Origin of the sequence: Citrobacter sp. Awk 2, from assembly GCF_028069815.1 — a bacterium.
Lineage (GTDB): Bacteria > Pseudomonadota > Gammaproteobacteria > Enterobacterales > Enterobacteriaceae > Citrobacter.
In genome coordinates this window covers 1-21,822 of record NZ_JANEWL010000040.1, presented here as the reverse complement: position 1 = coordinate 21,822, position 21,822 = coordinate 1, and the positions used below count along the sequence as shown (strand labels likewise).

General features: G+C 50.7%; 22 protein-coding genes and 1 tRNA gene. 11 read left to right on the top strand and 12 right to left on the bottom strand.

What is annotated here, in order from left to right; genetic code table 11:
* The first annotated feature begins 13 nt into the window (after window positions 1-13).
* The 4 genes from pqiA (at window position 14) to rmf (ending at window position 3,896) form a co-directional block, all read left to right on the top strand.
* The gene (gene pqiA / locus NNO02_RS12020) at window positions 14-1,267 is read left to right on the top strand and encodes a membrane integrity-associated transporter subunit PqiA (RefSeq protein WP_271454881.1); all 1,254 of its coding nucleotides are present in this window, start codon (window positions 14-16) and stop codon (window positions 1,265-1,267) included.
* A gap of 4 nt (window positions 1,268-1,271) precedes the next feature.
* On the top strand, window positions 1,272-2,912 hold the full coding sequence (gene pqiB, locus NNO02_RS12015) for an intermembrane transport protein PqiB (RefSeq protein ID WP_137382848.1): 1,641 nt from the start codon (window positions 1,272-1,274) through the stop codon (window positions 2,910-2,912).
* On the top strand, window positions 2,909-3,472 hold the full coding sequence (gene pqiC / locus NNO02_RS12010) for a membrane integrity-associated transporter subunit PqiC (RefSeq protein WP_271454880.1): 564 nt from the start codon (window positions 2,909-2,911) through the stop codon (window positions 3,470-3,472). The genes pqiB and pqiC overlap by 4 nt, the downstream gene beginning before the upstream one ends.
* A 256-nt stretch (window positions 3,473-3,728) precedes the next feature.
* Entirely contained in the window at window positions 3,729-3,896 is a 168-nt protein-coding gene (gene rmf, locus NNO02_RS12005; protein WP_003035871.1) for a ribosome modulation factor, read from the top strand.
* A 120-nt stretch (window positions 3,897-4,016) separates the two neighbouring features.
* Here rmf and fabA read toward each other — a convergent pair whose 3' ends face one another.
* Together fabA and NNO02_RS11995 are read right to left on the bottom strand one after the other, a co-directional pair.
* Window positions 4,017-4,535 (bottom strand): bifunctional 3-hydroxydecanoyl-ACP dehydratase/trans-2-decenoyl-ACP isomerase, encoded by a 519-nt coding sequence (fabA, locus tag NNO02_RS12000; protein WP_003035875.1) that lies wholly within the window; start codon window positions 4,533-4,535, stop codon window positions 4,017-4,019.
* Between the two features lie 68 nt (window positions 4,536-4,603).
* Window positions 4,604-6,364, bottom strand: coding sequence for a Lon protease family protein (locus tag NNO02_RS11995; RefSeq protein ID WP_271449334.1), 1,761 nt, complete (start codon window positions 6,362-6,364; stop codon window positions 4,604-4,606).
* A 185-nt stretch (window positions 6,365-6,549) separates the two neighbouring features.
* On the opposite strand from NNO02_RS11995, the gene matP reads away from it, so the two are divergent.
* The gene (gene matP, locus NNO02_RS11990; RefSeq protein WP_005123520.1) at window positions 6,550-7,002 is read left to right on the top strand and encodes a macrodomain Ter protein MatP; all 453 of its coding nucleotides are present in this window, start codon (window positions 6,550-6,552) and stop codon (window positions 7,000-7,002) included.
* 96 nt (window positions 7,003-7,098) lie between these two features.
* Here the strand turns inward: matP and ompA are convergent, their stop codons facing one another.
* Both ompA and sulA read right to left on the bottom strand, forming a co-directional pair.
* Window positions 7,099-8,148, bottom strand: a complete 1,050-nt coding sequence (gene ompA, locus NNO02_RS11985; protein ID WP_048212110.1) for a porin OmpA — start codon at window positions 8,146-8,148, stop codon at window positions 7,099-7,101.
* Window positions 8,149-8,503: 355 nt separating this feature from the next.
* Window positions 8,504-9,013, bottom strand: a complete 510-nt coding sequence (gene sulA, locus NNO02_RS11980; protein ID WP_271442103.1) for an SOS-induced cell division inhibitor SulA — start codon at window positions 9,011-9,013, stop codon at window positions 8,504-8,506.
* A 216-nt stretch (window positions 9,014-9,229) separates the two neighbouring features.
* Between sulA and NNO02_RS11975 the strand changes: the two genes are divergently transcribed.
* Window positions 9,230-9,844 (top strand): TfoX/Sxy family DNA transformation protein, encoded by a 615-nt coding sequence (locus NNO02_RS11975; RefSeq protein WP_271449335.1) that lies wholly within the window; start codon window positions 9,230-9,232, stop codon window positions 9,842-9,844.
* Here the strand turns inward: NNO02_RS11975 and yccS are convergent.
* Window positions 9,822-11,975 carry a YccS family putative transporter gene (gene yccS, locus NNO02_RS11970; RefSeq protein WP_137382853.1) on the bottom strand — a complete coding sequence of 718 codons (2,154 nt, stop codon included), beginning with the start codon at window positions 11,973-11,975 and terminating at the stop codon, window positions 9,822-9,824. The genes NNO02_RS11975 and yccS overlap by 23 nt on opposite strands.
* Before the next feature lie 18 nt (window positions 11,976-11,993).
* Window positions 11,994-12,440 carry a YccF domain-containing protein gene (locus tag NNO02_RS11965; protein WP_005123514.1) on the bottom strand — a complete coding sequence of 149 codons (447 nt, stop codon included), beginning with the start codon at window positions 12,438-12,440 and terminating at the stop codon, window positions 11,994-11,996.
* A gap of 125 nt (window positions 12,441-12,565) precedes the next feature.
* Between NNO02_RS11965 and helD the strand changes: the two genes are divergently transcribed.
* The gene (helD, locus tag NNO02_RS11960; protein WP_271454879.1) at window positions 12,566-14,620 is read left to right on the top strand and encodes a DNA helicase IV; all 2,055 of its coding nucleotides are present in this window, start codon (window positions 12,566-12,568) and stop codon (window positions 14,618-14,620) included.
* Window positions 14,621-14,652: 32 nt separating this feature from the next.
* Here the strand turns inward: helD and mgsA are convergent, their stop codons facing one another.
* Together mgsA and csgI are read right to left on the bottom strand one after the other, a co-directional pair.
* Complete coding sequence (gene mgsA / locus NNO02_RS11955) at window positions 14,653-15,111, bottom strand: methylglyoxal synthase (RefSeq protein WP_137382855.1); 459 nt, start codon at window positions 15,109-15,111, stop codon at window positions 14,653-14,655.
* A 93-nt stretch (window positions 15,112-15,204) separates the two neighbouring features.
* Window positions 15,205-15,867 carry a curli synthesis inhibitor gene (gene csgI / locus NNO02_RS11950; RefSeq protein ID WP_271454878.1) on the bottom strand — a complete coding sequence of 221 codons (663 nt, stop codon included), beginning with the start codon at window positions 15,865-15,867 and terminating at the stop codon, window positions 15,205-15,207.
* Between the two features lie 173 nt (window positions 15,868-16,040).
* On the opposite strand from csgI, the gene NNO02_RS11945 reads away from it, so the two are divergent.
* Window positions 16,041-16,454: a CoA-binding protein gene (locus NNO02_RS11945; RefSeq protein ID WP_271454877.1), complete on the top strand. Its 414-nt coding sequence runs from the start codon at window positions 16,041-16,043 to the stop codon at window positions 16,452-16,454.
* 74 nt (window positions 16,455-16,528) lie between these two features.
* Here the strand turns inward: NNO02_RS11945 and hspQ are convergent, their stop codons facing one another.
* Together hspQ and rlmI are read right to left on the bottom strand one after the other, a co-directional pair.
* A complete protein-coding gene (gene hspQ / locus NNO02_RS11940) occupies window positions 16,529-16,846 on the bottom strand; it encodes a heat shock protein HspQ (protein ID WP_271449338.1) in 318 nt (105 codons plus the stop codon).
* A 57-nt stretch (window positions 16,847-16,903) separates the two neighbouring features.
* Window positions 16,904-18,094: a 23S rRNA (cytosine(1962)-C(5))-methyltransferase RlmI gene (gene rlmI, locus NNO02_RS11935; RefSeq protein ID WP_137382857.1), complete on the bottom strand. Its 1,191-nt coding sequence runs from the start codon at window positions 18,092-18,094 to the stop codon at window positions 16,904-16,906.
* A gap of 94 nt (window positions 18,095-18,188) precedes the next feature.
* Here rlmI and yccX point away from each other — a divergent pair, with 94 nt between their 5' ends.
* A complete protein-coding gene (gene yccX / locus NNO02_RS11930; RefSeq protein WP_271442098.1) occupies window positions 18,189-18,470 on the top strand; it encodes an acylphosphatase in 282 nt (93 codons plus the stop codon).
* On the opposite strand, the gene tusE is transcribed toward yccX, so the two are convergent.
* Entirely contained in the window at window positions 18,467-18,796 is a 330-nt protein-coding gene (gene tusE, locus NNO02_RS11925; protein ID WP_005123506.1) for a sulfurtransferase TusE, read from the bottom strand. The genes yccX and tusE overlap by 4 nt on opposite strands.
* An 88-nt stretch (window positions 18,797-18,884) precedes the next feature.
* The gene (yccA, locus tag NNO02_RS11920; protein ID WP_003035917.1) at window positions 18,885-19,544 is read right to left on the bottom strand and encodes an FtsH protease modulator YccA; all 660 of its coding nucleotides are present in this window, start codon (window positions 19,542-19,544) and stop codon (window positions 18,885-18,887) included.
* Window positions 19,545-19,815: 271 nt separating this feature from the next.
* On the opposite strand from yccA, the gene NNO02_RS11915 reads away from it, so the two are divergent.
* Both NNO02_RS11915 and NNO02_RS11910 read left to right on the top strand, forming a co-directional pair.
* Window positions 19,816-21,444, top strand: a complete 1,629-nt coding sequence (locus NNO02_RS11915) for an ABC transporter substrate-binding protein (RefSeq protein WP_271454876.1) — start codon at window positions 19,816-19,818, stop codon at window positions 21,442-21,444.
* 143 nt (window positions 21,445-21,587) lie between these two features.
* Window positions 21,588-21,675, top strand: a tRNA-Ser gene (locus tag NNO02_RS11910).
* Window positions 21,676-21,822: the final 147 nt, after the last annotated feature.

Below are 21,822 nucleotides of genomic sequence, written 5' to 3'. Positions count from 1 at the left end.
TAAAGGAGCACATATGTGCGAACATCACCATGCCGCGAAGCATATTTTATGCTCGCAGTGTGACATGCTGGTGGCGCTTCCTCGCCTTGAGCATGGTCAGAAAGCGGCATGTCCACGATGTGGCACTACCTTAACTGTTGAATGGGACGCGCCAAGGCAGCGTCCCACCGCCTATGTTTTAGCGGCACTTTTTATGCTGCTTTTGTCCAACCTGTTTCCCTTTGTGAATATGAATGTCGCAGGGGTGAGCAGCGAAGTGACGTTGCTGGAAATCCCCAGTGTTCTTTTTTCGGAAGACTATGCCAGTCTCGGCACTTTCTTTTTGCTCTTCGTGCAACTGGTTCCCGCTTTTTGCCTGCTGACTATTTTACTGCTGGTGAATCGGGTTGAGATGCCGGGGCGGCTCAAAGCGCGGTTAGCGCGCGTCTTGTTCCAGTTAAAAAGCTGGGGAATGGCGGAAATCTTCCTCGCGGGCGTGCTGGTCAGTTTTGTTAAGCTCATGGCCTATGGCGATATCGGTGTGGGCAGTAGTTTCATCCCGTGGTGCTTCTTTTGCCTTCTCCAGTTACGCGCATTCCAGTGTGTTGATCGTCGCTGGCTGTGGGATGATATTGCGCCGATGCCGGCTATCAAACAGGTCTTAAAGCCAGGTGTACCCGGTATCCGGCAAGGATTGCGTTCCTGCTCCTGTTGCACAGCTATTCTTCCGGCTGAAGAGCGGGTGTGTCCACGCTGTCAAACGAAAGGCTATGTGCGTCGTAAAAACAGTTTGCAATGGACACTGGCATTACTGTTCACGTCGATCATGCTTTATCTTCCCGCCAATATTCTGCCGATTATGATCACCGATTTGCTCGGGTCAAAGCTGCCGTCAACCATCCTTGAGGGTGTGGTTTTAATCTGGAGCGAAGGTTCTTATCCTGTGGCTGCGGTTATCTTTATCGCCAGTATTCTGGTGCCGACGTTGAAAATGATCGCTATTGCCTGGCTATGTTGGGATGCCAAAGGGCATGGCAAACGCGACAGCGAACGTATGCACCTGATTTATGAGGTGGTGGAATTTGTCGGTCGCTGGTCAATGATCGACGTTTTTGTTATTGCGGTGCTCTCTGCGCTGGTGCGTATGGGAGGGTTGATGAACATTTATCCTGCAATGGGTGCTTTGATGTTTGCTTTAGTCGTCATTATGACAATGTTTTCTGCGATGACGTTTGATCCACGTCTGTCGTGGGACCGTGAACCAGAACCAGGCCATGAGGAGTCCTGACAGCATGGAATCTAAAAGTGGGGAAGCCAAAGTGCAGAAGGTAAAAAACTGGTCGCCCGTGTGGATATTTCCGATCGTCACTGCACTCATTGGCGCATGGGTTCTGTTTTACCACTACAGCCATCAGGGGCCGGAAGTCACGTTGATTACGACCAATGCCGAAGGTATTGAAGGGGGTAAAACGACGATTAAAAGCCGTAGTGTGGATGTCGGCGTGGTTGAAAGCGCTACCCTGACGGATGATTTGACCCATGTGGAAATTAAAGCACGCCTCAATTCCGGTATGGAAAAGCTGCTGCATAAAGATTCGGTCTTTTGGGTGGTGAAGCCGCAAGTGGGGCGTGAAGGTATCAGTGGCCTGGGAACGCTGTTGTCCGGGGCATATATTGAGCTGCAACCCGGTAATAAAGGCAGCAAGCTGGAAAATTACCAATTGCTCGATTCTCCACCGCTGGCACCGCCTGATGCAAAAGGGATCCGCGTGATCCTGGACAGTAAAAAAGCAGGACAATTGAGTCCGGGTGACCCGGTTCTGTTCCGTGGATATCGCGTGGGCTCGGTTGAGACCAGCACGTTTGATGCGCAAAAACGTACGATCAGTTACCAGCTTTTCATCAATGCGCCAAACGATCGACTGGTAACCAGTAATGTCCGTTTCTGGAAGGACAGCGGTATTGCCGTCGATCTCACTTCGGCGGGTATGCGAGTGGAAATGGGCTCGCTCACCACGCTGTTTGGCGGCGGAGTCAGCTTTGACGTACCGGAAGGGCTGGAACAAGGCCAACCGGTTGAACAGCACTCCTCTTTTAATCTGTATGACGATCAAAAAAGTATTCAGGACTCCTTGTATACCGATCACATTGATTACCTGATGTTCTTCAAGGACTCAATTCGTGGTCTGCAGCCGGGGGCGCCGTTGGAGTTCCGTGGCATACGCCTGGGTACCGTAAGTAAAGTGCCTTTCTTTGCGCCAAATATGCGCCAGGTATTTAACAACGATTACCGCATTCCCGTTCTGGTGCGTATCGAACCTGAACGGCTGAAAGCGCAGTTGGGTGAAGACACCGATGTGGGGGCTCATCTTGCTGAGTTGCTCAAACGTGGACTGAGAGGGTCATTGAAGACGGGGAACCTGGTGACCGGCGCGCTGTATGTCGATCTCGATTTTTACCCAAAAGAGCCGCCAATTACAGGAGTACGCGAGTTTAATGGTTATCAAATTATTCCGACAGTGAGCGGCGGTCTGGCGCAGATTCAGCAGCGTCTGATGGAAGCGTTGGATAAGATTAATAGTCTACCGCTGAACCCGATGATTGAGCAGGCAACCAATACGCTGTCGGAAAGCCAGCGCACGATGAAGCATCTGCAAACTACGCTGGATAACATGAATAAGATCACGTCCAGCCAGTCGATGCAGCAGCTTCCTGCGGATATGCAGAATACGTTGCGTGAGCTGAATCGCAGCATGCAGGGCTTCCAGCCGGGTTCTGCGGCCTACAACAAGATGGTGGCAGATATGCAGCGTCTTGATCAGGTACTGCGTGAACTGCAGCCGGTTCTGAAAACGCTGAACGACAAGAGTAACGCGCTGGTGTTTGAAGCGAAGGACAAAAAAGATCCAGAGCCGAAGAGGGCGAAACAATGAAAAAGTGGCTAGTGGTGATGATGGCGGTCTGGCTGACGTCATGTAGCTCCAGCGGAGAGAATAAAAGCTATTATCAGCTCCCCATTGCGCAAGGGGGGGTACAAAGTTCAGCTAATCAGGGCAACCGCCTGCTGTGGGTTGAACAGGTTGCAGTACCTGATTACCTGGCGGGGAATGGTGTGGTGTACCAGACCAGCGACGTGAAGTATGTGATAGCGAATAACAATCTCTGGGCCAGCCCACTGGATCAGCAGTTGCGTAATACCCTTGTCGCAAATCTCAGTATGCAACTTCCTGGCTGGGTGGTTGCATCTCAGCCGTTGGGAAGCACTCAGGATACGCTTAACGTGACGGTGACAGGCTTTCACGGACGTTACGATGGCAAAGTGATTGTCAGCGGTGAATGGTTGCTTAATCACCAGGGGCAATTAATCAAGCGTCCGTTCCATATCGAAGTTGTACAGATGCAGGATGGCTACGATGAAATGGTGAAAGTTCTGGCCAGCGCCTGGAGTCAGGAAGCGACCGCAATCGCACAAGAGCTGAAACGCATTCCATAAGCTTAAATAATTGTAAATTATGCCGCCTCAGGCTCATCGCCAGAGGCGGTTTTTTTTATTTTTTTAGTGGTTGAGGTAGCTGTTCTGACAGAGAATTTTTGTACAAATGATTTACCAGCTAGCTCACAAATATGACACTGGCGTGAATTTTGCGCATTGACGAGTCTGATGTTTAGGGGTATTCGTTTAGTGTGATTGCACACTTAGTAATCACTGTTTTCTTTTCCACCAGACCCAAAAATGAGGGAAACGAGGCATGAAGAGACAAAAACGAGATCGCCTGGAACGGGCACATCAACGTGGATATCAGGCCGGCATTGCCGGACGCTCAAAAGAAATGTGTCCCTATCAGACGCTGAATCAGAGGTCATACTGGCTGGGAGGCTGGCGAGAAGCCATGGGGGATAGGGTTTTAATGGCCTGATTCTGTCTCTTTAGATAAAAGAAACCTCCGCAGAGCGGAGGTTTCGCCTTTTGTAGACCGGCAAATTAACGTACGTGGTCATTCGGCCATGTCGCACACCAGATCTACAGATGTCTGCAATTAGAACGCCGAGGTGTCCTGGAACAGACCCACTTTCAGATCATTTGCGGTGTAGATCAGACGACCATCAACCAGCACTTCACCATCAGCCAGACCCATGATCAGGCGGCGGTTAACGATGCGTTTGAAGTGAATGCGGTAGGTGACTTTCTTCGCGGTCGGCAGAACCTGACCTGTGAATTTCACTTCGCCCACGCCCAGCGCACGGCCTTTACCTTCGCCGCCCAACCAGCCGAGATAGAATCCAACCAGCTGCCACATGGCATCCAGACCCAGGCAACCTGGCATTACCGGATCGCCGATAAAATGGCATCCGAAGAACCACAGGTCCGGGTTGATGTCCAGTTCAGCTTCCACATAACCTTTGTCAAAGTTGCCGCCGGTTTCGGTCATCTTGATGACACGATCCATCATCAGCATGCTTGGTGCAGGCAGTTGTGGGCCTTTAGCACCAAACAGCTCACCGCGACCAGAGGCAAGAAGGTCTTCTTTTGTATAGGATTCGCGTTTATCTACCATGTTCTCTGTAAGCCTTATTTTATTGAAGCACGCAGGATAGCTAACACGTGTACGCTGAACAAGTCCGATCAGTTCGGAATAATCCAATTCAGCCAACGTAGCGGCCATGGAAAACGATGACGGCCTTCCTGTTGCGTTGCCGCAGCAATACGCTCCTGGATAGTTTGCATCAGCGTCGTCTGACCTTCGCCATCCCACACCAAATTTAATAGCAGTGGCAGCGCATCGGTTACGTCGTCTACTGCCCAGATAGTGAATTTTTCTTCTTCAACTGCCTGCAGCAGTGCGGGTGGCAGGCTCAGATGTCTGACGTTGGCTGTAGGGATAATCACCCCCTGAGTCCCCGTTAATTCACGCTGCTGGCAGATGGCAAAGAAGCCTTCAATTTTCTCATTCAGACCGCCGACAGGTTGAGCACGACCAAACTGATCGACAGAACCGGTTATCGCGATGCTTTGATTGACAGGAACGTCAGCGAGGGCGCTGATCAGCGCACACAGTTCTGCCATTGAGGCGCTGTCACCGTCTACTTCACTGTATGATTGCTCAAATGTCAGAGAGGCAGAGAACGGTATTTGTTGTTCAAGCTGGAGTTCCGACATCAGGAACGCCTGCATAATCATCATACCTTTGGCATGAATATTTCCGCCCAACTCTGCTTTACGTTCAATATCGGTAAATTCGCCATCGCCAATATGCACGACGCAACTGATACGTGAAGGTTCACCAAACGCGCGGGGATGACCTGGAAATTCAATCACCGACAGGGCGTTTATTTGCCCAATACGCTCGCCTTCCGTTTCAATGAGGATCTGCTCTTGCAGGATCTCATCCTGCATCCGTTCAGAGAGGAATCCTTCTCGCCACTCACGTTGAGCAAGCATCAGACTCAATTGCTCCGCAGTGCAGGTATCACTGTCGCAAAGAGGGGACACTTCTTTGAACTGGCGAGTGATCCATAGCGGATTAAGCGGCAGCGTGTCCTGTTCGCCGGTGTAGCGAACAGCTTCACGGATGAGAACCTGCCATGCATCGGCAGCGGGATAGGGCAAATTGTTGCGTCGGGCAGTATGCGTTACCCACTGACACCACTGTGTCATGGTTTCGGCATCCACTATCTGCAAGTTATCTTCAAATTCGCTGTAGATAGCCTGTTCTGCCAGTTCTGGTTCCATTTCCTGGAAGTCAGCCAGTGATTCACGTTCGCCGACCAATACCACTTTCAGTTTAAGCGGCATAGAAGGGACGGTGACTGGCAGAGGGCGAGACTCGTCAAAGGCCACCCAGTCAAAACGCTCGTGGCTGACAATGGCTTTCAGGCGCATCCACAACAACGGCTGAGCCAGAAGTGTGCGCAATGAGATAACCAGCACACCGCCGTTGGCCTGATGGACCAGTCCCGGTTGCAGCGTAATTTCGCCATTGAACTGGCGCAGACAGCCAAACAGCTGTTCGGCCTCAACCCAGTCCGCATTAACCACCTGAGTTAACGTTGCAAAGTTGTCGTCTGCTTTCTCCGCTGCGCGGTAACGAATAGTGTGGCCGGATACATCGTAATGCCCCCCGGTTAACCTATCGGCATCCGTATGCAAGGTACGTGCAGCCGTTGCAATAAGATTGAGATACTCCAGCTCTTCGGGCGCTTTCACCAGCATAAACGAGGACGTAGCCCAGTGCTGAAGAAGCTGCTCTAGCGCGAATTGTAAACGTGGCTGAGTATCACTGAGTAAGGTGTCGGTGTCGTCAGTGACGTGCGGCTGTGCAAATATTTCCTGATAGCTGTCGGTATCAGGAACCAGATCACGCCATGCAAGTTTCGTAATGGTCAAAGTTGATGTTTTTTAGTCTGTTGTAAAAAACGAGATTATACCGTAACCATCAGCACTGCACACGTGGAAAGCACCGCTAAACGGATGTGATGACGCGCGACAGTTCACAGGCTGGATATTCTTTTCTTCAGATGCCCAAAAAGCTGATATTCTGATAAGAGTTACACGGTAACATTGAGATCGCAATGAAATATCAACAACTTGAAAATCTTGAAAGCGGATGGAAATGGAAGTACCTGGTGAAGAAGCATCGCGAGGGGGAGTTGATTACCCGCTATGTGGAAGCCAGTGCTGCCAAAGAAGCCGTTGATTTGTTGCTAACCCTCGAAAATGAACCGGTTCGGGTCAACGCCTGGATTGAAGAATACATGAACCCAGCACTGCTCAATCGCATGAAGCAAACGATCCGAGCGAGGCGTAAGCGGCACTTTAATGCAGAACATCAACATACGCGTAAGAAATCGATCGATCTGGAGTTTATGGTCTGGCAGCGTTTAGCCGGGCTTGCGCAGCGACGTGGTAAAACGCTCTCAGAAACGATTGTGCAGTTGATTGAAGATGCGGAGCATAAAGAAAAGTATGCGAACAAGATGTCGACATTGAAGCAGGATCTTCAGGCGTTACTGGGTAAAGAGTAGGGTACGGGTAACGTCAATATGGAGCGTACCTGTGTTTTTGAATGATATGCAGGTAAAAAAACCCCGCCAGGCGGGGTTTTTTTATAAGACGATAACTTAAGCCTGAGGCTGAGTTACAACGTCTTTGATACCTTTAACTTCGATCTCAACACGACGATCCGGAGCCAGGCAGTCGATCAGTGCAGCGCGAGCTTTCACGTTGTCACAGGTGTTGCCAGTAACCGGGTTGGATTCGCCCATACCACGTGCGGAGATTTTGTCAGAAGGGATACCTTTAGAGATCAGGTAATCAACAACGGACTGAGCACGTTTCTCAGACAGACCCTGGTTGTAAGCGTCAGAACCGATGCGGTCAGTGAAGCCCAGAACAACGACGGAACCGTCTTTCGGATCCAGGTTGCTCAGCTGGCTGTACATCTGATCCAGAGCCTGCTGGCCTTCTGGTTTCAGAGTCGCTTTGTTGAAGTTGAACAGAACGTCAGACTTCAGAGTGAAGTGTTTGGTCTGTACTTCTGGAGCCGGAGCCGGAGCCGGAGCAACTACCGGAGCTGCTTCTTCCTGCTGGCCGAAACGGTAAGAAACACCAACGCTCAACAGACCGTTGTCTGGACGACCACCAACGGTGTTCGCGTCACCGATGTTGTTAGTCCACTGGTATTCCAGACGGGTAGCGATTTCAGGAGTAATTGCATACTCTACGCCGCCAGCGAATACTGGGGATACACCAGTGTCGTGGTCTTTGAAGCCGTCGTTGTTTTTAGCATCTGCACGCCAAACCATACCACCCAGACGGGTATAAACGTCCAGATCGTCAGTGATTGGGTAACCCAGTTTAGCGGTCAGCTGAACGCCCTGAGCTTTGAATGCGCCATTTTCAGTGTTGCCTTTGTACGGCATACGACCTAACCAGTCGTAACCCATTTCAAAACCAACGTACGGGTTAACCTGGTAACCACCGAACGCACCAGCACCCAGTTGGCTTTCGTGGGTCGGTCCGTTGTTGTTGATCTGATTGTTGCCGATGTCATGGAACTGGGACCAACCCAGTTTAGCACCAGTATACCAGGTGTTATCTTTCGGAGCGGCCTGCGCCACGGTAGCGAAACCAGCCAGTGCCACTGCAATTGCGATAGCTGTCTTTTTCATTTTATGCGCCTCGTTATCATCCAAAATTCGCCATGAATATCTCCAGAGAGATAACACGGTTAAATCCTTCACCCGGGGACCAGTTCAATAGTTACTCTACCGATATCTGCGGCTTAAGCCGAGCACCCCTGGCGATGTAAAGTCTACAACGTACTCGAAAACTTACAAGTGTGAACTCCGTCAGGCATATGAAAAAAAAAGGCTTGTATACACAATATTTAACATTTGTGGATGATTAATTGTACAGCTACTATTGCGGAAACCGCTTCACACAGGCGTTCTCACCAAAAATGTGTTAAAGCTCAAAGCTGAATTTGAGGGTGAAAAAAAATTCCAGGATAATTCCTAATTTTACTCAATGATACAAATTCGAGTGAATTTTTAGCCCGGAATGGTGTCTCCCCGCAAGTGTCTGAGCGCGTACAGGACGCATGATAAATCCCATTGCGTTTCCCTCATCTGCCGCTTTCACCAGTTCTGCATGTTCATCTTCTGTTAATTCTTCCGTCAGCCAGCCGATAACCACACTGTAATTCCCTGTGCGCAGCGCACGGACCATTGATTCCAGCGTATGGCAGGGAGAGAGTTGGCTAATTTGCATGACTTTCGTCAATGGGAGCCCAGCCGACTGCACCCACTCGCGGCTCAGTTTTTGTTGAGGCGTCAGCCAGAGCTGCCAGCGCGACTGCTGACCTAATTGCTGAAGCAGAGGAAGAAGCAGGAGTTGCGTCATCATGGGCTGGTCCTCGCGATAGACCACTTCACTGATAAGCCCAGCGGTAGTGTGCTCTGACGACACGCGCGCAATTTTGCTTGATGCGGAAGAGAACGACGAAGAACGATTTGCGTAGCCTGAAGTGTACATAATCAATCCAGCCCTGTGAGTTACTGTATGGATATACAGTAACCCTGCTATCACCAAAGATCAACCTTATTTTCTGAAACAGGTTCGCAGTTTTTGGTTGTTGTTATGGGAAAAACAAAATTCATCTTGCCCCTTGCGAATAAGTTGCCTATTTTCGTCATTAACGGATCCGCTACTGCAAATCATTTTATTACGTTATGATTTAAAAGGATTTTTATGAAAAAACTTTCTTATGCAAGGATCTATAAATCACAAGAATATCTGGCGTCATTGGGGACTATTCGTTATCGATCGCTGTTTGGTGGTTATAGCCTGACAGTTGACGACACGGTATTTGCTATGGTCGCCAGTGGCGAGTTATATCTTCGGGCCTGTGAACAGAGCGCGCCGTACTGTGTAAAACATTCCCCTGTCTGGCTGACATTTATAAAACGTGGACGTCCGGTGGTGCTCAATTATTATCAGGTGAACGATACGCTATGGCAAAACCAGCAACAACTGGTGTCGCTATCACGGTATTCACTGGATGCGGCGTTAAAAGAAAAACAAAGTCGTTTTGCACAGCATCGCCTGCGTGGACTGCCGAACATGACATTTCATCTGGAAACTCTGCTGAATGAAGCAGGTATAAAAGATGAAAGCACATTACGCATGTTGGGGGCAAAAATGTGCTGGTTGAAACTGCGACAGGTTAATCCCGCCCTGACGGTGAAAATACTCTATGCCCTTGAAGGCGCGATTGGGGGGATTCATGAGGCGGCGCTCCCGGCGATTCGTCGCCAGGAGCTTGTGGAGTGGGTGAGTTCTCTTACGCCTGAACCGGTGTACTAGACGGCAATGCGGCAATTTGCTGCTGTAATCGTCTGATTTCTGGTAGTAGTGCTATCAATAGGCCAACTTGCTGTACGACCAGCGGTTCTTTACTGTCCGGGCGTGGTTCAAGATGCTGAATCCGTTGCTTCAGTCCTTCAAGCGCCTGGTATACGCGCTGCTCGTCAGCGGGTTGATGGTGCAGTGCATCATCAACATAGCAAACGGCATCGTCCAGTAATGCCAGAACGTCCGGGTTGGTTAACTGTTCACGGTGTGCGCCCAGCGCCGAGATATAACTGGTAAAGGTATGGTTGAGGCACAGCAAGCGGAATGCCGTTTCGCGCGTTTGGGCGGTGACATCCGGTTCACTCGACATATTCGACACCACGGATGCCAGCTCCGCATCACGATTATGCGCATCACGGCGTGCAATACGGTATGCCAGACGATTGTCTCGCCCCTGATGATATTGTTCGAGAATGGCGTCAAGGTAACGACAGTTTGCATCGGTCGCCCGTTCAATCACCCGTGGCAGGTTGCGAAAACGCCAGTCTGGCCAGATGAAACTGACGGCTGCCCATGCGATGGCACAACCTATCAGCGTATCGATGACGCGCGGCAGTGCGACTTCAAACCCTTCTCCAAGCAGGTTAAAGCACAGCAATACCAGCAACGTGATAAACATTGTTGCATGCGCGTACTGAACATTGCGGAAAGCGAAAAAGAGCACGCCAGTGATCACCAGCAGTATTAATTGCCCTTCCAGAGATGGGACGAACCACAGGATGGGCAACCCAATCGCTATCCCAACTAATGTGCCGATAATCCTTAACGCCAGACGATGTCGTGTGGCGTTGTAGTTGGGTTGGCAGACAAACAGGCTGGTCAGCAGGATCCAGTAGCCATGGTTCATACCCGTTATCTGGATAATGGCGTACCCGACGCAGAGCACCAGCGACATGCGAACCGCGTGACGAAACAGCGCCGACTCCGGCGTAAAATTGCGACTCAGACGCAGCCAGATATCACTGAATCCATGCGGACTGTCATCGGCAAGCTGATTTTCTGACTCATTGCGCGAAAGTACCTGAGCCTGCTCAGACTCAATGGTGGCGAGTTGCGCATCGATAGCCCGCAGATTTGATAGTAAGAATCCCAGGGTATTGAGCAGATCTGCAGGGGCACCGCTTGCACGCATGCGCTCAAGGGCGGCATCGATATGTGTAAAGACGCGCTCAAAGTGTGGATCGTGCTGGTAAGGGGTGCGTAGCAAAATGCAGCGAGACAGTTGTGTACAGGCTTGTCCCTGCATCGACATTAATCGCTGGAAACGAAACATCACATCGCTGTGACGGAAATGGTCGCGTAGCGTCTGGTACTGAATATGTGAGGAACTTGCGCGTTCGTGAATATCCTGCGCGACAAAATAGTAATGCAGTGTGCGGCGGGTTCCTCGCTGTCCACGGTCACCGCGCAGACGGGTCAGTAATGATATTTTTGTTTGGTTCAACGTCGCCATCAGTTGCCCATTGGCCAGCGCTAAGTCATACAAGGGGGCCTGGCTTTCGTCTTCGATGTCGGGATCAAAAAGGCGGGATTTCAGCTCCAGGTAGTGTGCCAGCTGTTCGTAGCTGCGTGCCAGATTGTCCTGCAGTGGACGAATCGGGAACAGAAGGTGACCGATAAGCGTCAGAAGGTTATACCAGATGGCACCAGCAAGCAGCAGGATCGGTTGCTGGTACCACTGATCGTAAAGTGATGTGCCCAGCATGGTGTAAATGGCGATCAGTAATGCACCAAAAGCGATGGTCGCATAACGCTGACCTAAGCCTCCCAGCAAAATAAAGCCGCTGGTGGAAAGCGTTAATCCAATCGCGAAAAGCCACGGCCAGGGGAAGAGCAATTCGACGGAGGCCGAGGCAATAAAAAAGCAGATTAGTGTAATGATCAAATTGCGCAGACGACCCGCGAGCCGATCGTCCAGATCGGTCAGCGCGGCAGCAACCATACCCAGCGTTAGCGGGATGGTCAGTTTGACGTCACCCAGCCACCACGGCAGCGCCGTAGTACCGCAAAGTGCGATAAAAATTCGCACGTAGTACAGCCAGGTGCTGTTCCAGGTATAGCGTTTAAGCAGTGGACTTAACATAAAGGCCATCAGTTCCGATTATTCAAAGCGACGACGCGCGTTGGCTTCGCGTGCGGCACGGGCAACTTCGACTGAAACCACGCGACGACCAACGGGCCAGAGTGCAATTGCGGCGATTTTAAAGTTCGCAATACCTACCGGAATACCAATAATCGTAATGCACTGGGCAATACCGGAAACAATATGCATCAGGCACAGCCACCAGCCGAAGAAAATCAGCCAGAAAATATTGAGCAGCGTGCCGCCGGTATTCAGAAGCACGTTTTTACCCGCCGGGTTGAGTTCATCAACGTGAATCGCTTCATTACCGTAGGGGAACAGCGACAAGCGTGTGATTTCCCAGCAGGAGCGGGTCAAGGGTAGTGTGAAGATAAGCACAATACTGACTAACGTCGCCAGTAACCAGGCTAAGGTAGTGGCGAATCCCCCAAGCACAAAATTTAAAATATTCAGAACAGTACGCATAAACCCTCGGTTAACTCTGGTTTTCTGTGAGTTTGGCAATTGTAACGTTTTTTTGGGCTGGAGCACGTTTTCTCTGGCGGTTACACTGATAAGCAAACCTCTTCGTGTGGATCCGCGTAAGTCTTATGGAACTGAAAGCAACTTCTCTGGGAAAACGTCTGGCGCAACACCCTTACGATCGGGCCGTTATTCTCAATGCCGGCATTAAAGTCTCCGGCGACCGTCATGAGTATCTTATTCCATTCAATCAGTTACTGGCTATCCATTGTAAAAGGGGCCTGGTATGGGGCGAGCTGGAATTTGTGCTTTCTGATGATAAAGTTGTACGCCTTCACGGCACTGAATGGGCGGAAACCCAGCGTTTCCACCATCATCTGAGCATGCTCTGGCAACAGTGGAGCCAGGAGATGAGTGACGTTGCAGCAGGGGTGCTACAGGAACAGCTGGATGCGATTGCCGCGCGTACAGGGGAAAACAGATGGCTGACGCGGAGCCAAACATCCGGATTGCAACAACAGATCCGCCGTGCTTTTGACGCGTTGCCCCTGCCGGTCAGTCGGCTGGAAGAATTTGATCATTGTCGTGAGGCATTGCATCAGTGCCAGGCGTGGCTGCAGGACATTGAAGCGTGTCGTTTGCAGCATAACCAGGCATATACCGATGCGATGCTGGCGGAGCATACCGAGTTTTTCCAGAAGATTGAGTCCTCACCGCTGAATCCAGCCCAGGCGCGTGCGGTGGTGAATGGCGAGCAGTCGCTATTGGTGCTTGCGGGTGCAGGAAGTGGCAAGACATCCGTTCTGGTTGCGCGTGCGGGCTGGTTGCTGGCGCGGGGAGAAGCGGCTGCTGAACAAATCTTGCTACTGGCATTTGGTCGCAAAGCCGCTCAGGAAATGGATGAACGCATTCGCGAACGGCTGCAGACGCAAGACGTCACTGCGCGGACGTTTCATTCACTGGCGTTGCATATTATTCAACAGGGTAGCAAAAAAGTCCCGACAGTCAGCAAACTCGAAAATGATACTGCCGCCAGAAATAAACTGTTTCTCGCCACATGGCGTCAGCAGTGCAGCGAGAAAAAAGCACAGGCTAAAGGCTGGCGACAGTGGTTGGAAGAAGAGATGCAGTGGTCCGTGCCAGAAGGCAATTTTTGGGACGATGAAAAATTACAGCGTCGCCTGGCCTCACGGCTGGATCGCTGGGTTAGCCTGATGCGTATGCATGGTGGAGCACAGGCGGAGATGATCGCCAATGCGCCGGAGGCGATCCGCGATCTGTTCAGCAAACGTATAAAGCTGATGGCACCGTTGCTCAAGGCCTGGAAAAGCGCTCTGAAAGAAGAGAATGCCGTCGATTTTTCAGGATTGATCCATCAGGCGATTGTCATTCTGGAGAAAGGGCGCTTTATCAGCCCCTGGAAGCACATCCTGGTTGATGAATTTCAGGATATCTCCCCACAGCGCGCCGCCCTGTTAGCCGCATTGCGCAAGCAAAACTCACAGACCACGCTATTTGCCGTGGGGGATGACTGGCAGGCCATTTACCGTTTCAGTGGTGCACAACTTTCGTTGACTACTGCCTTCCGGCAACACTTTGGTGAGGGCGATCGCTGCGATCTGGATACGACATACCGTTTTAATAGCCGTATTGGCGAGATAGCCAATCGGTTTATCCAACAAAACCCGCATCAGCTTAAGAAACCGCTCAATAGCCTGGCAACTGGCGACAGAAAAGCCGTTACTCTGCTCGATGAAAGTCAGCTGGATGCGCTATTGGATAAGCTATCCGGCTTTGCGAAAGCAGAAGAACGCATACTGGTGCTGGCGCGATATCACCACCTTAAACCTGCCAGTCTTGAGAAAGCAGCGACCCGCTGGCCCAAACTACAGCTGGATTTTATGACTATTCATGCCAGTAAAGGACAGCAGGCGGATTATGTCATTGTCGTTGGGCTTCATGATGGCAACGATGGTTTTCCGGCCCCGGCCCGTGAGTCGATTATGGAAGAAGCATTACTGCCAATGGTCGAGGATTTTCCGGATGCAGAAGAGAGAAGGTTGCTCTACGTGGCACTTACACGTGCCCGGCATCGGGTGTGGTTGCTGTTTAATAAAGACGCGCCATCTTGTTTTGTTGATGAACTAAAACAACTGGATGTTCCGGTAGCGAGAAAACCCTGAAGAACAGGCGGCTACCGCCGCCTGTCTGGCGATTATTTGAGGCGCTCAGCCAGATAACGGGCGTAATCCGGGATCAGGATGTCCGTCGCATCGCTGAAGTTTGGTGACTGGATAATAAAATCGGCGGTAGATACGTTGGTGGCAACCGGAATATTCCAAACTGTGGCCAGGCGCAGAAGGGCTTTAACATCCGGATCATGAGGCACGGCGTTGAGCGGATCCCAGAAGAAGATCAGCACATCAATTTTCCCTTCAGAGATCAGGGCACCGACCTGCTGATCGCCACCCATTGGACCGCTGAGCATGGCGTTGACATCCATACCGGTCGCGCGTTGAATGAGATTTCCTGTCGTGCCTGTCGCATAGAGGACATGCTTTTCTAACAATGGCTGGTGGCGTTCTACCCAGCTCATCAGCATCTGTTTACAGTGATCATGTGCAACCAGCGCAATATGCTTACGCGCCGGTAAAGTGCGAGTCGTCAGTTCCATAGTACAGCTCCCAAGTTAACCTCACTACAGAGTACTGGAAGCTCTTGACGCTGCAAGAGAAAGACAAAAAAAATGCGTAGGTGAACATAAATGTCACGAGGGCGGCTGTTTCTCTGCCCATTGCAGAAAATTACTTCGTGTTTGCGCATCGGCCTGCCCAAACCAGTATTTCAAACGCTGTTCGGTAAGTGTTTGCGACTGTGGCGGCACCCGATCCAGTTCAGAGACTCCCGAGAGCAATACGCTGTCATCTGCCATCATAGTGGCAAATTGTGGGAGTGAAGCGTGCTTAAACGATTTGTTATAGCGTTCAGTCTCGAGTTCGTAATCCACGATTTTTGCTGATGAGGTAATCGACAAAATATCCAGCTTGACCGGAATGGGCATGGAATCGCCATCTAATAGTTCCACACGGGGAGCGTCATCGAAATGCGTCGCGTCACGTTCGTTGTTAAGACGGGGGAGATGAAAATTGACCTGACTAACCAACTGAGTATCAAAACTGATGACCAGCGGAGGAGAAATATACAGACGTTCTTCATGGCTGGAGAGACGAATCGTTTTCTCAACGCGAAAGACAAGCTGATGCCGACCATTCTCCAGCTCAATACTGTCGGCACCGCGCAGTAAAGAGCTGGACACCTTTTTTCCGTCCAGTACCAGAAGGTCAATATCATTAGACAGGCGCAAAGAGGTCGCACAAACGGTTACCGGCAAAAGCAGAGCAATCAGGGCTGTCACAATGCCGGTTTTCATAAGGTTCTCCTGTCCAGAAAATGATCTGCATAAGATGTATCTAAATTTTTCGACAATCATGTTTACTAACATATAGACATATTTTCCAGTTTAGCTCTCATGCGCCAGTATGGGATGAATGGTTGCGACGTCAGGTTTGTCGTACACTTTGCAAAACAGCCTGGAGGAATACGATGAAAGAGACCGATATTGCTGGCATTTTGACATCTACCCGTACGATTGCGCTGGTAGGAGCAAGCGATAAACCCGATCGCCCGAGCTATCGGGTAATGAAGTATTTACTTGATCAGGGTTATCACGTTATCCCCGTGTCTCCTAAGGTTGCCGGGAAGTCGCTGCTGGGGCAGCAGGGCTATGCGACGCTGGCAGACGTACCAGAGAAAGTGGATATGGTGGATGTCTTTAGAAACTCAGAAGCAGCATGGGGAGTCGCACAGGAGGCTATTGCTATTGGCGCGAAGACCTTGTGGATGCAGCTTGGCGTGATTAATGAGCAGGCAGCCGTGCTGGCGCGCGATGCGGGCCTGGCGGTAGTAATGGATCGTTGCCCGGCGATTGAAATCCCCAGACTGGGACTGGCGAAGTAAGGTTGTACTGTCGCCGGATGGCGCATTGTATATCCGGCCTACAACGGTGTTTGTCGTAGGCCGGAGAAATGTTGTCAGTTGCGCAGGCGTGGGGCCTGGAGCTGTTTACGGATTGTCCGTGCCAGTTCATCCATCGACGGTTGCTCTGGATGTTCTTCTTGTAGCTCACTACTCAACTGTGCTTCAGCCAGATACGTATGTACTGGCAGGCCATTATCGTCTTCCATCACCACGTGATACCAGGGAGCGGCGCGAAGTTCGTCGTTTACCGCCAACTCATCAGGTGACGGGTCAACAAGCGAATATTCCGGGTCGATATCCACGACCACTCCGAGGTAACCTAACAGGGAATGGCGGACCTGCTGGCCGATACCGAATTTGCTGGCAATCATAGTCACCTCCCGGGAAATAGATACCCTCTATGTAAGGGTAATATTCCACTTTTCAAGTTACATGATGCGACAGGCAAACCCTTTCAGATACAGCCCTTCCGGGTAGGTAGCGATCACGGGATGATCGGCGGCCTGACGGAACTGCTCTATAAATTGTACATCACGCCCGGCATCTATTGCGGCATCGGCGATGATTTTCTGAAATAAATCGGTGGTCATCAATCCGGAGCAGGAGAATGTCAGCAGTACGCCACCCGGATTCAGCAACTGAATTGCCAGCATATTGATGTCTTTATAGCCACGACAGGCGCCCATCAGCTGGCTTTTGTTTTCGACAAACTTCGGCGGGTCCATCACGATAACATCAAATTTCTCACCGCGATCGCGATAGGCGCGCAGCAACTTGAACACGTCATCACGCACAAACTCGGCTTTGCTCAGATCCAGCTTGTTCAGTTCCACGTTCTGGCGGGCGATATCGAGCGCTTCCTGAGAAGTATCAACGCTGACGACCTGGCGGCAGCCACCCATTAATGCAGAGACGGCGAATCCACCGGTATAGGAGAAACAGTTCAGTACGCGCTGATTTTCCACATAACGACGCGTGGCCAGGCGGCTGTCGCGTTGATCGAGGTAATAACCGGTTTTGTGACCGTGCTGAATATCAACCAGCAACTTCATCCCGTGCTCTTCGATAGGCAGCAGAGCTGGCGGCAGTTCACCCGTGACGGGTCCCTGAGTCAGTTCCATGCCTTCTTTTTTACGCACGGCAACATCGCTACGGTCATAAATAGCGCACTCCGGGAAGACAATCTGCAGGGCGCTAATCAATGCGGCACGTTGATATTCGGCACCTGCACTGAGAAGTTGCAGCACCAGAAAGTTACCGAAACGGTCAATGGTGATGCCCGGCAGGCCATCAGACTCCCCGGCAATCAGTCGATAGCTGTCCAGCCCGTCCTTTTTCGCCAGCCAGTCTCGCCACTTCTGCGCTTGTTGCAAACGGCGGGTAAAGAAATCAATATCGATGGATTCAGACTTGTCGAATGTCCAGACGCGTGCACGGATCTGCGACGCGGGTGAGTACGCGCCGCGTGCTAACCATTTACCCTGATGGTCAACAATATCGATGGTCTCACCGAGGTTGGCTTTACCTTCCATACGTGCGACGGCACCGGAAAATACCCACGGATGGCGGCGCAGTAATGATTTTTCGCGCCCTTTGGCTAACACTAAACGTACACTCATAATTTACTATTCTGTCAATTCAAAGAAATGGGCGCCATTGTCCTGAGTTTTACGTGTATTTGCAACGCGCACCGCGATGATAAGGAGAACCGCAATGTCGAAAGTCTGCATAATCGCCTGGGTCTATGGCCGGGTTCAGGGGGTAGGATTTCGCTATACCACCCAGCATGAAGCACAACGGCTGGGATTGACTGGCTACGCGAAGAATATGGATGACGGCAGCGTAGAGGTTGTCGCCTGCGGTGAAAGCGACCGGGTAGAACAACTGATGAAGTGGTTAAAAGCCGGGGGCCCGCGTAGCGCCAGGGTAGACAGAGTTCTCAGCGAACCGCATCGGCCTGGCGAAGAGTTAGCGGGATTTAGTATCCGCTATTAAATACATTTCACCGGTTTCGGCAGACCGGCAATTTTAGTCGCCTGCTTGGCCGGACCTTTCGGGAACAGGCGGTAGAGATAACGGCTGTTGCCTTTCTCTTCGCCAAATTTGTTGGCCATCGCTTTGACCAGCATACGAATAGCGGGAGAGGTATTAAATTCCAGATAAAACTCGCGTACGAAACGCACCACTTCCCAGTGTTCCGCGGAGAGCGTAATGCCTTCGTTTTCAGCAATGGCAACTGCCAGCGGCTCGCTCCATTCGGTTGTGTCTTTTAAATAGCCTTCGCTATCAGTACTGATTTCTTTACCTTCAAAGATCAACATAATTCTTCACTGCGTTAGTCAAACTGGCGGCAGTTTACCAAAAAAGAAAGCCCCGCATAAGCGGGGCTGGATAATGCGTGTGGACATCTTAATCGCGGCTGGCGAAGCCCAGAATGCTCAGCAGGCTGACGAAGATGTTGTACAGCGATACATACAGGCTGACGGTTGCACGGATGTAGTTGGTTTCACCACCACGGATGATGTTGCTGGTTTCAAACAGGATGGCACCTGAAGAAATCAGGATAAACACCGCGCTAATCGCCAGATGCAGCGCTGGCAGTTGCAGGAAGATATTCGCAACCATACCAATCAGCACTACCACGATACCTGCCATCAGCATACCGCCGAGGAAGGACATGTCTTTACGCGTGGTCAGAACATACGCAGAACAACTGAAGAAGACCAGCGCCGTACCACCCAGTGCCATACCGATCACGTCACCCATACCTGCTGACAGGTAAGTGTTCAGAATCGGTCCCAGGATGTAACCCAGGAAACCGGTGAAAGCGAAAGCAGACAGAATACCTACTGGTTTATCTGCCGTTTTGTAGGTCAGGAACATCAGACCATACATACCAACCAGTGTCAGAATCAGACCCGGAGACGGCAGCATCAGTACCGTACTGGCTGTTGCGGTGATCGCTGAAAACGCCAGCGTCAGGCTGAGCAGGAAATAGGTATTACGCAGCACCTTATGCGTGCTGAGTAGCGATGTACGATCGCGCGAAGAACTAATAATACGATCCATGAGTCACTCTCTTATGACAGATGTAATTAATGATGGAGGATAATGAAATCACCGGTAACGACCCAGCGGTTTTACCCATCTTTACGCATTTTAACCCGCCGGGCTTAAGCATATTATTTCAGCAAAAGCATCTGGATTAGATGTTACCACTGTTTATGCAAAAATGTCAGATCGATATCTGCCAGGTAACTGAAAAATATTGCGTTATTCCCTACATGCCTTTAAGAGTGACAGCGGTGTCAACATAAAACAGAGCAATAAGGTAAAGGGAATGACTCAACATAAATCGAAGGTATTTACATTTACGCTGTTGGCTGTCTGTTTGATGTCTATCAACGGTGTGGCGAGCGCTGCGACAGTTCCCGCGGGCACAGAATTGGCAGCTCAACAGGAACTGGTCAGAAATAACGGCAGTGAGCCAGCCTCACTGGATCCGCATAAAGTTGAAAGCAACGTTGAGTTTAATTTAATCAGCGATATGTTCGATGGACTGGTGGCCGTAAACCTGGATGGCACTATTGCGCCCCGGCTTGCTGCCTCCTGGGAGAATAAAGATAACACTGTCTGGACCTTTCATTTACGTCCGGGCATAACCTGGTCAGATGGATCGGCTATTACTGCACAGGATGTCGTCTGGAGCTGGCAGCGACTGGTTTCACCGCAAACTACTTCACCCTATGCCTCTTATCTGGGCAATATGCATGTCGCAAATGCGGTTGATATTGCTCAGGGGAAAAAAGATCCAACTACGCTTGGGGTCAAAGCGCTGAATGACACTACGCTGGAAATTACCTTGACGCAGCCGACAGCGGCATTTTTAGCGATGCTGGCGCACCCATCACTGGTCCCGCTGGATAAAGTACTGATTGGCCGCTTTGGCGATAAGTGGACTCGTCCGGAGCACTTTGTCAGCAGTGGTGCGTATAAGCTGTCGCAGTGGGTCGTCAACGAGCGGATTGTTGCCGTGCGCAACCCGCATTACTGGGACGATCGGCATACGGTCATTAATAAAGTGACGTATTTGCCCATCAGTTCAGAGGCCGCAGACGTTAACCGTTACAAAGCCGGGGAAATCGATATTGTTTTTAGTGTTCCGGTCAATCAGTTCGCTCAATTGAAAAAGACGATGGGTGATGAACTCCATGTCTCACCACAGCTTTCAACCTATTATTATCAGTTTAATACCACGCGTGCGCCGTTTAACGACCCGCGCGTGCGTCGGGCGTTGAATATGGCGCTGGATAAAGACATCATCGCACAAAAGGTGATGGGGCAGGGACAACGTGCGGCGTGGGTTATCAGCCAGCCTGAAATTGGCGGGGTAAAATTACATGCGCCGGACTACGCATCATGGCCACTCGACAAACGCATTGCTGAGGCAAAAAAACTGCTGGCGGAAGCGGGGTACGGTCCTGAGCATCCGCTTACCTTAAATCTGCTCTACAACACCTTCGAAACGCATCAGCGAATCGCGATTGCCGCCTCGTCAATGTGGAAGAAAAATCTTGGCGTTGAGGCAAAGCTGCAGAACCAGGAATGGAAAACTATGCTGGATACCATGCACACCGGCAATTTTGACGTCGTACGTTATGCATGGATAGCGGATTACGACGATGCATCGAGTTTCCTCAACATTTTCCGCACAGGCGATAGTGAAAACACTACCCGATACAGTAATCCAGCCTACGATGAAGCGATGCGTAATGCGGCGAAAGCCCGTTCTTTGCCAGAACGCGGGAAATATTACCAGCAGGCGGAAGACGTGTTAGGCGAGGATGTACCCGCTATTCCGGTTTACCACTATGTCCGCACACACCTGGTAAAGCCGTGGGTAGGCGGATTTGCACCGGATAACCGCGGGAATTACTTCACCAAAGATATGTACATCAAAAAACATTAAACAGCAGCATCCCGGATTTGTGCTGAATAAACGGTCAATTTGTTGTTATTTAAGTCGATTAACAACATTTTGGCTGTTTTTCAGGCAAACGAACACATTGGTGCTTTACAGGTCCGTTCGGGATGTTTATAGTGCGCCTCATTGGAAGCGTGGCCGAGCGGTTGAAGGCACCGGTCTTGAAAACCGGCGACCCGAAAGGGTTCTAGAGTTCGAATCTCTACGCTTCCGCCAAACATGAACCCCAGGTAACTTAGTTACCTGGGGTTTTTTCGTTTCTGACGTGATGAGCGATACTATCGTGCCCTGGTTCCTGCATTTTGTGGATTAAACAATAGTGAGCGACGATTCCTGACAGCAATACGATAATATATCCAATCT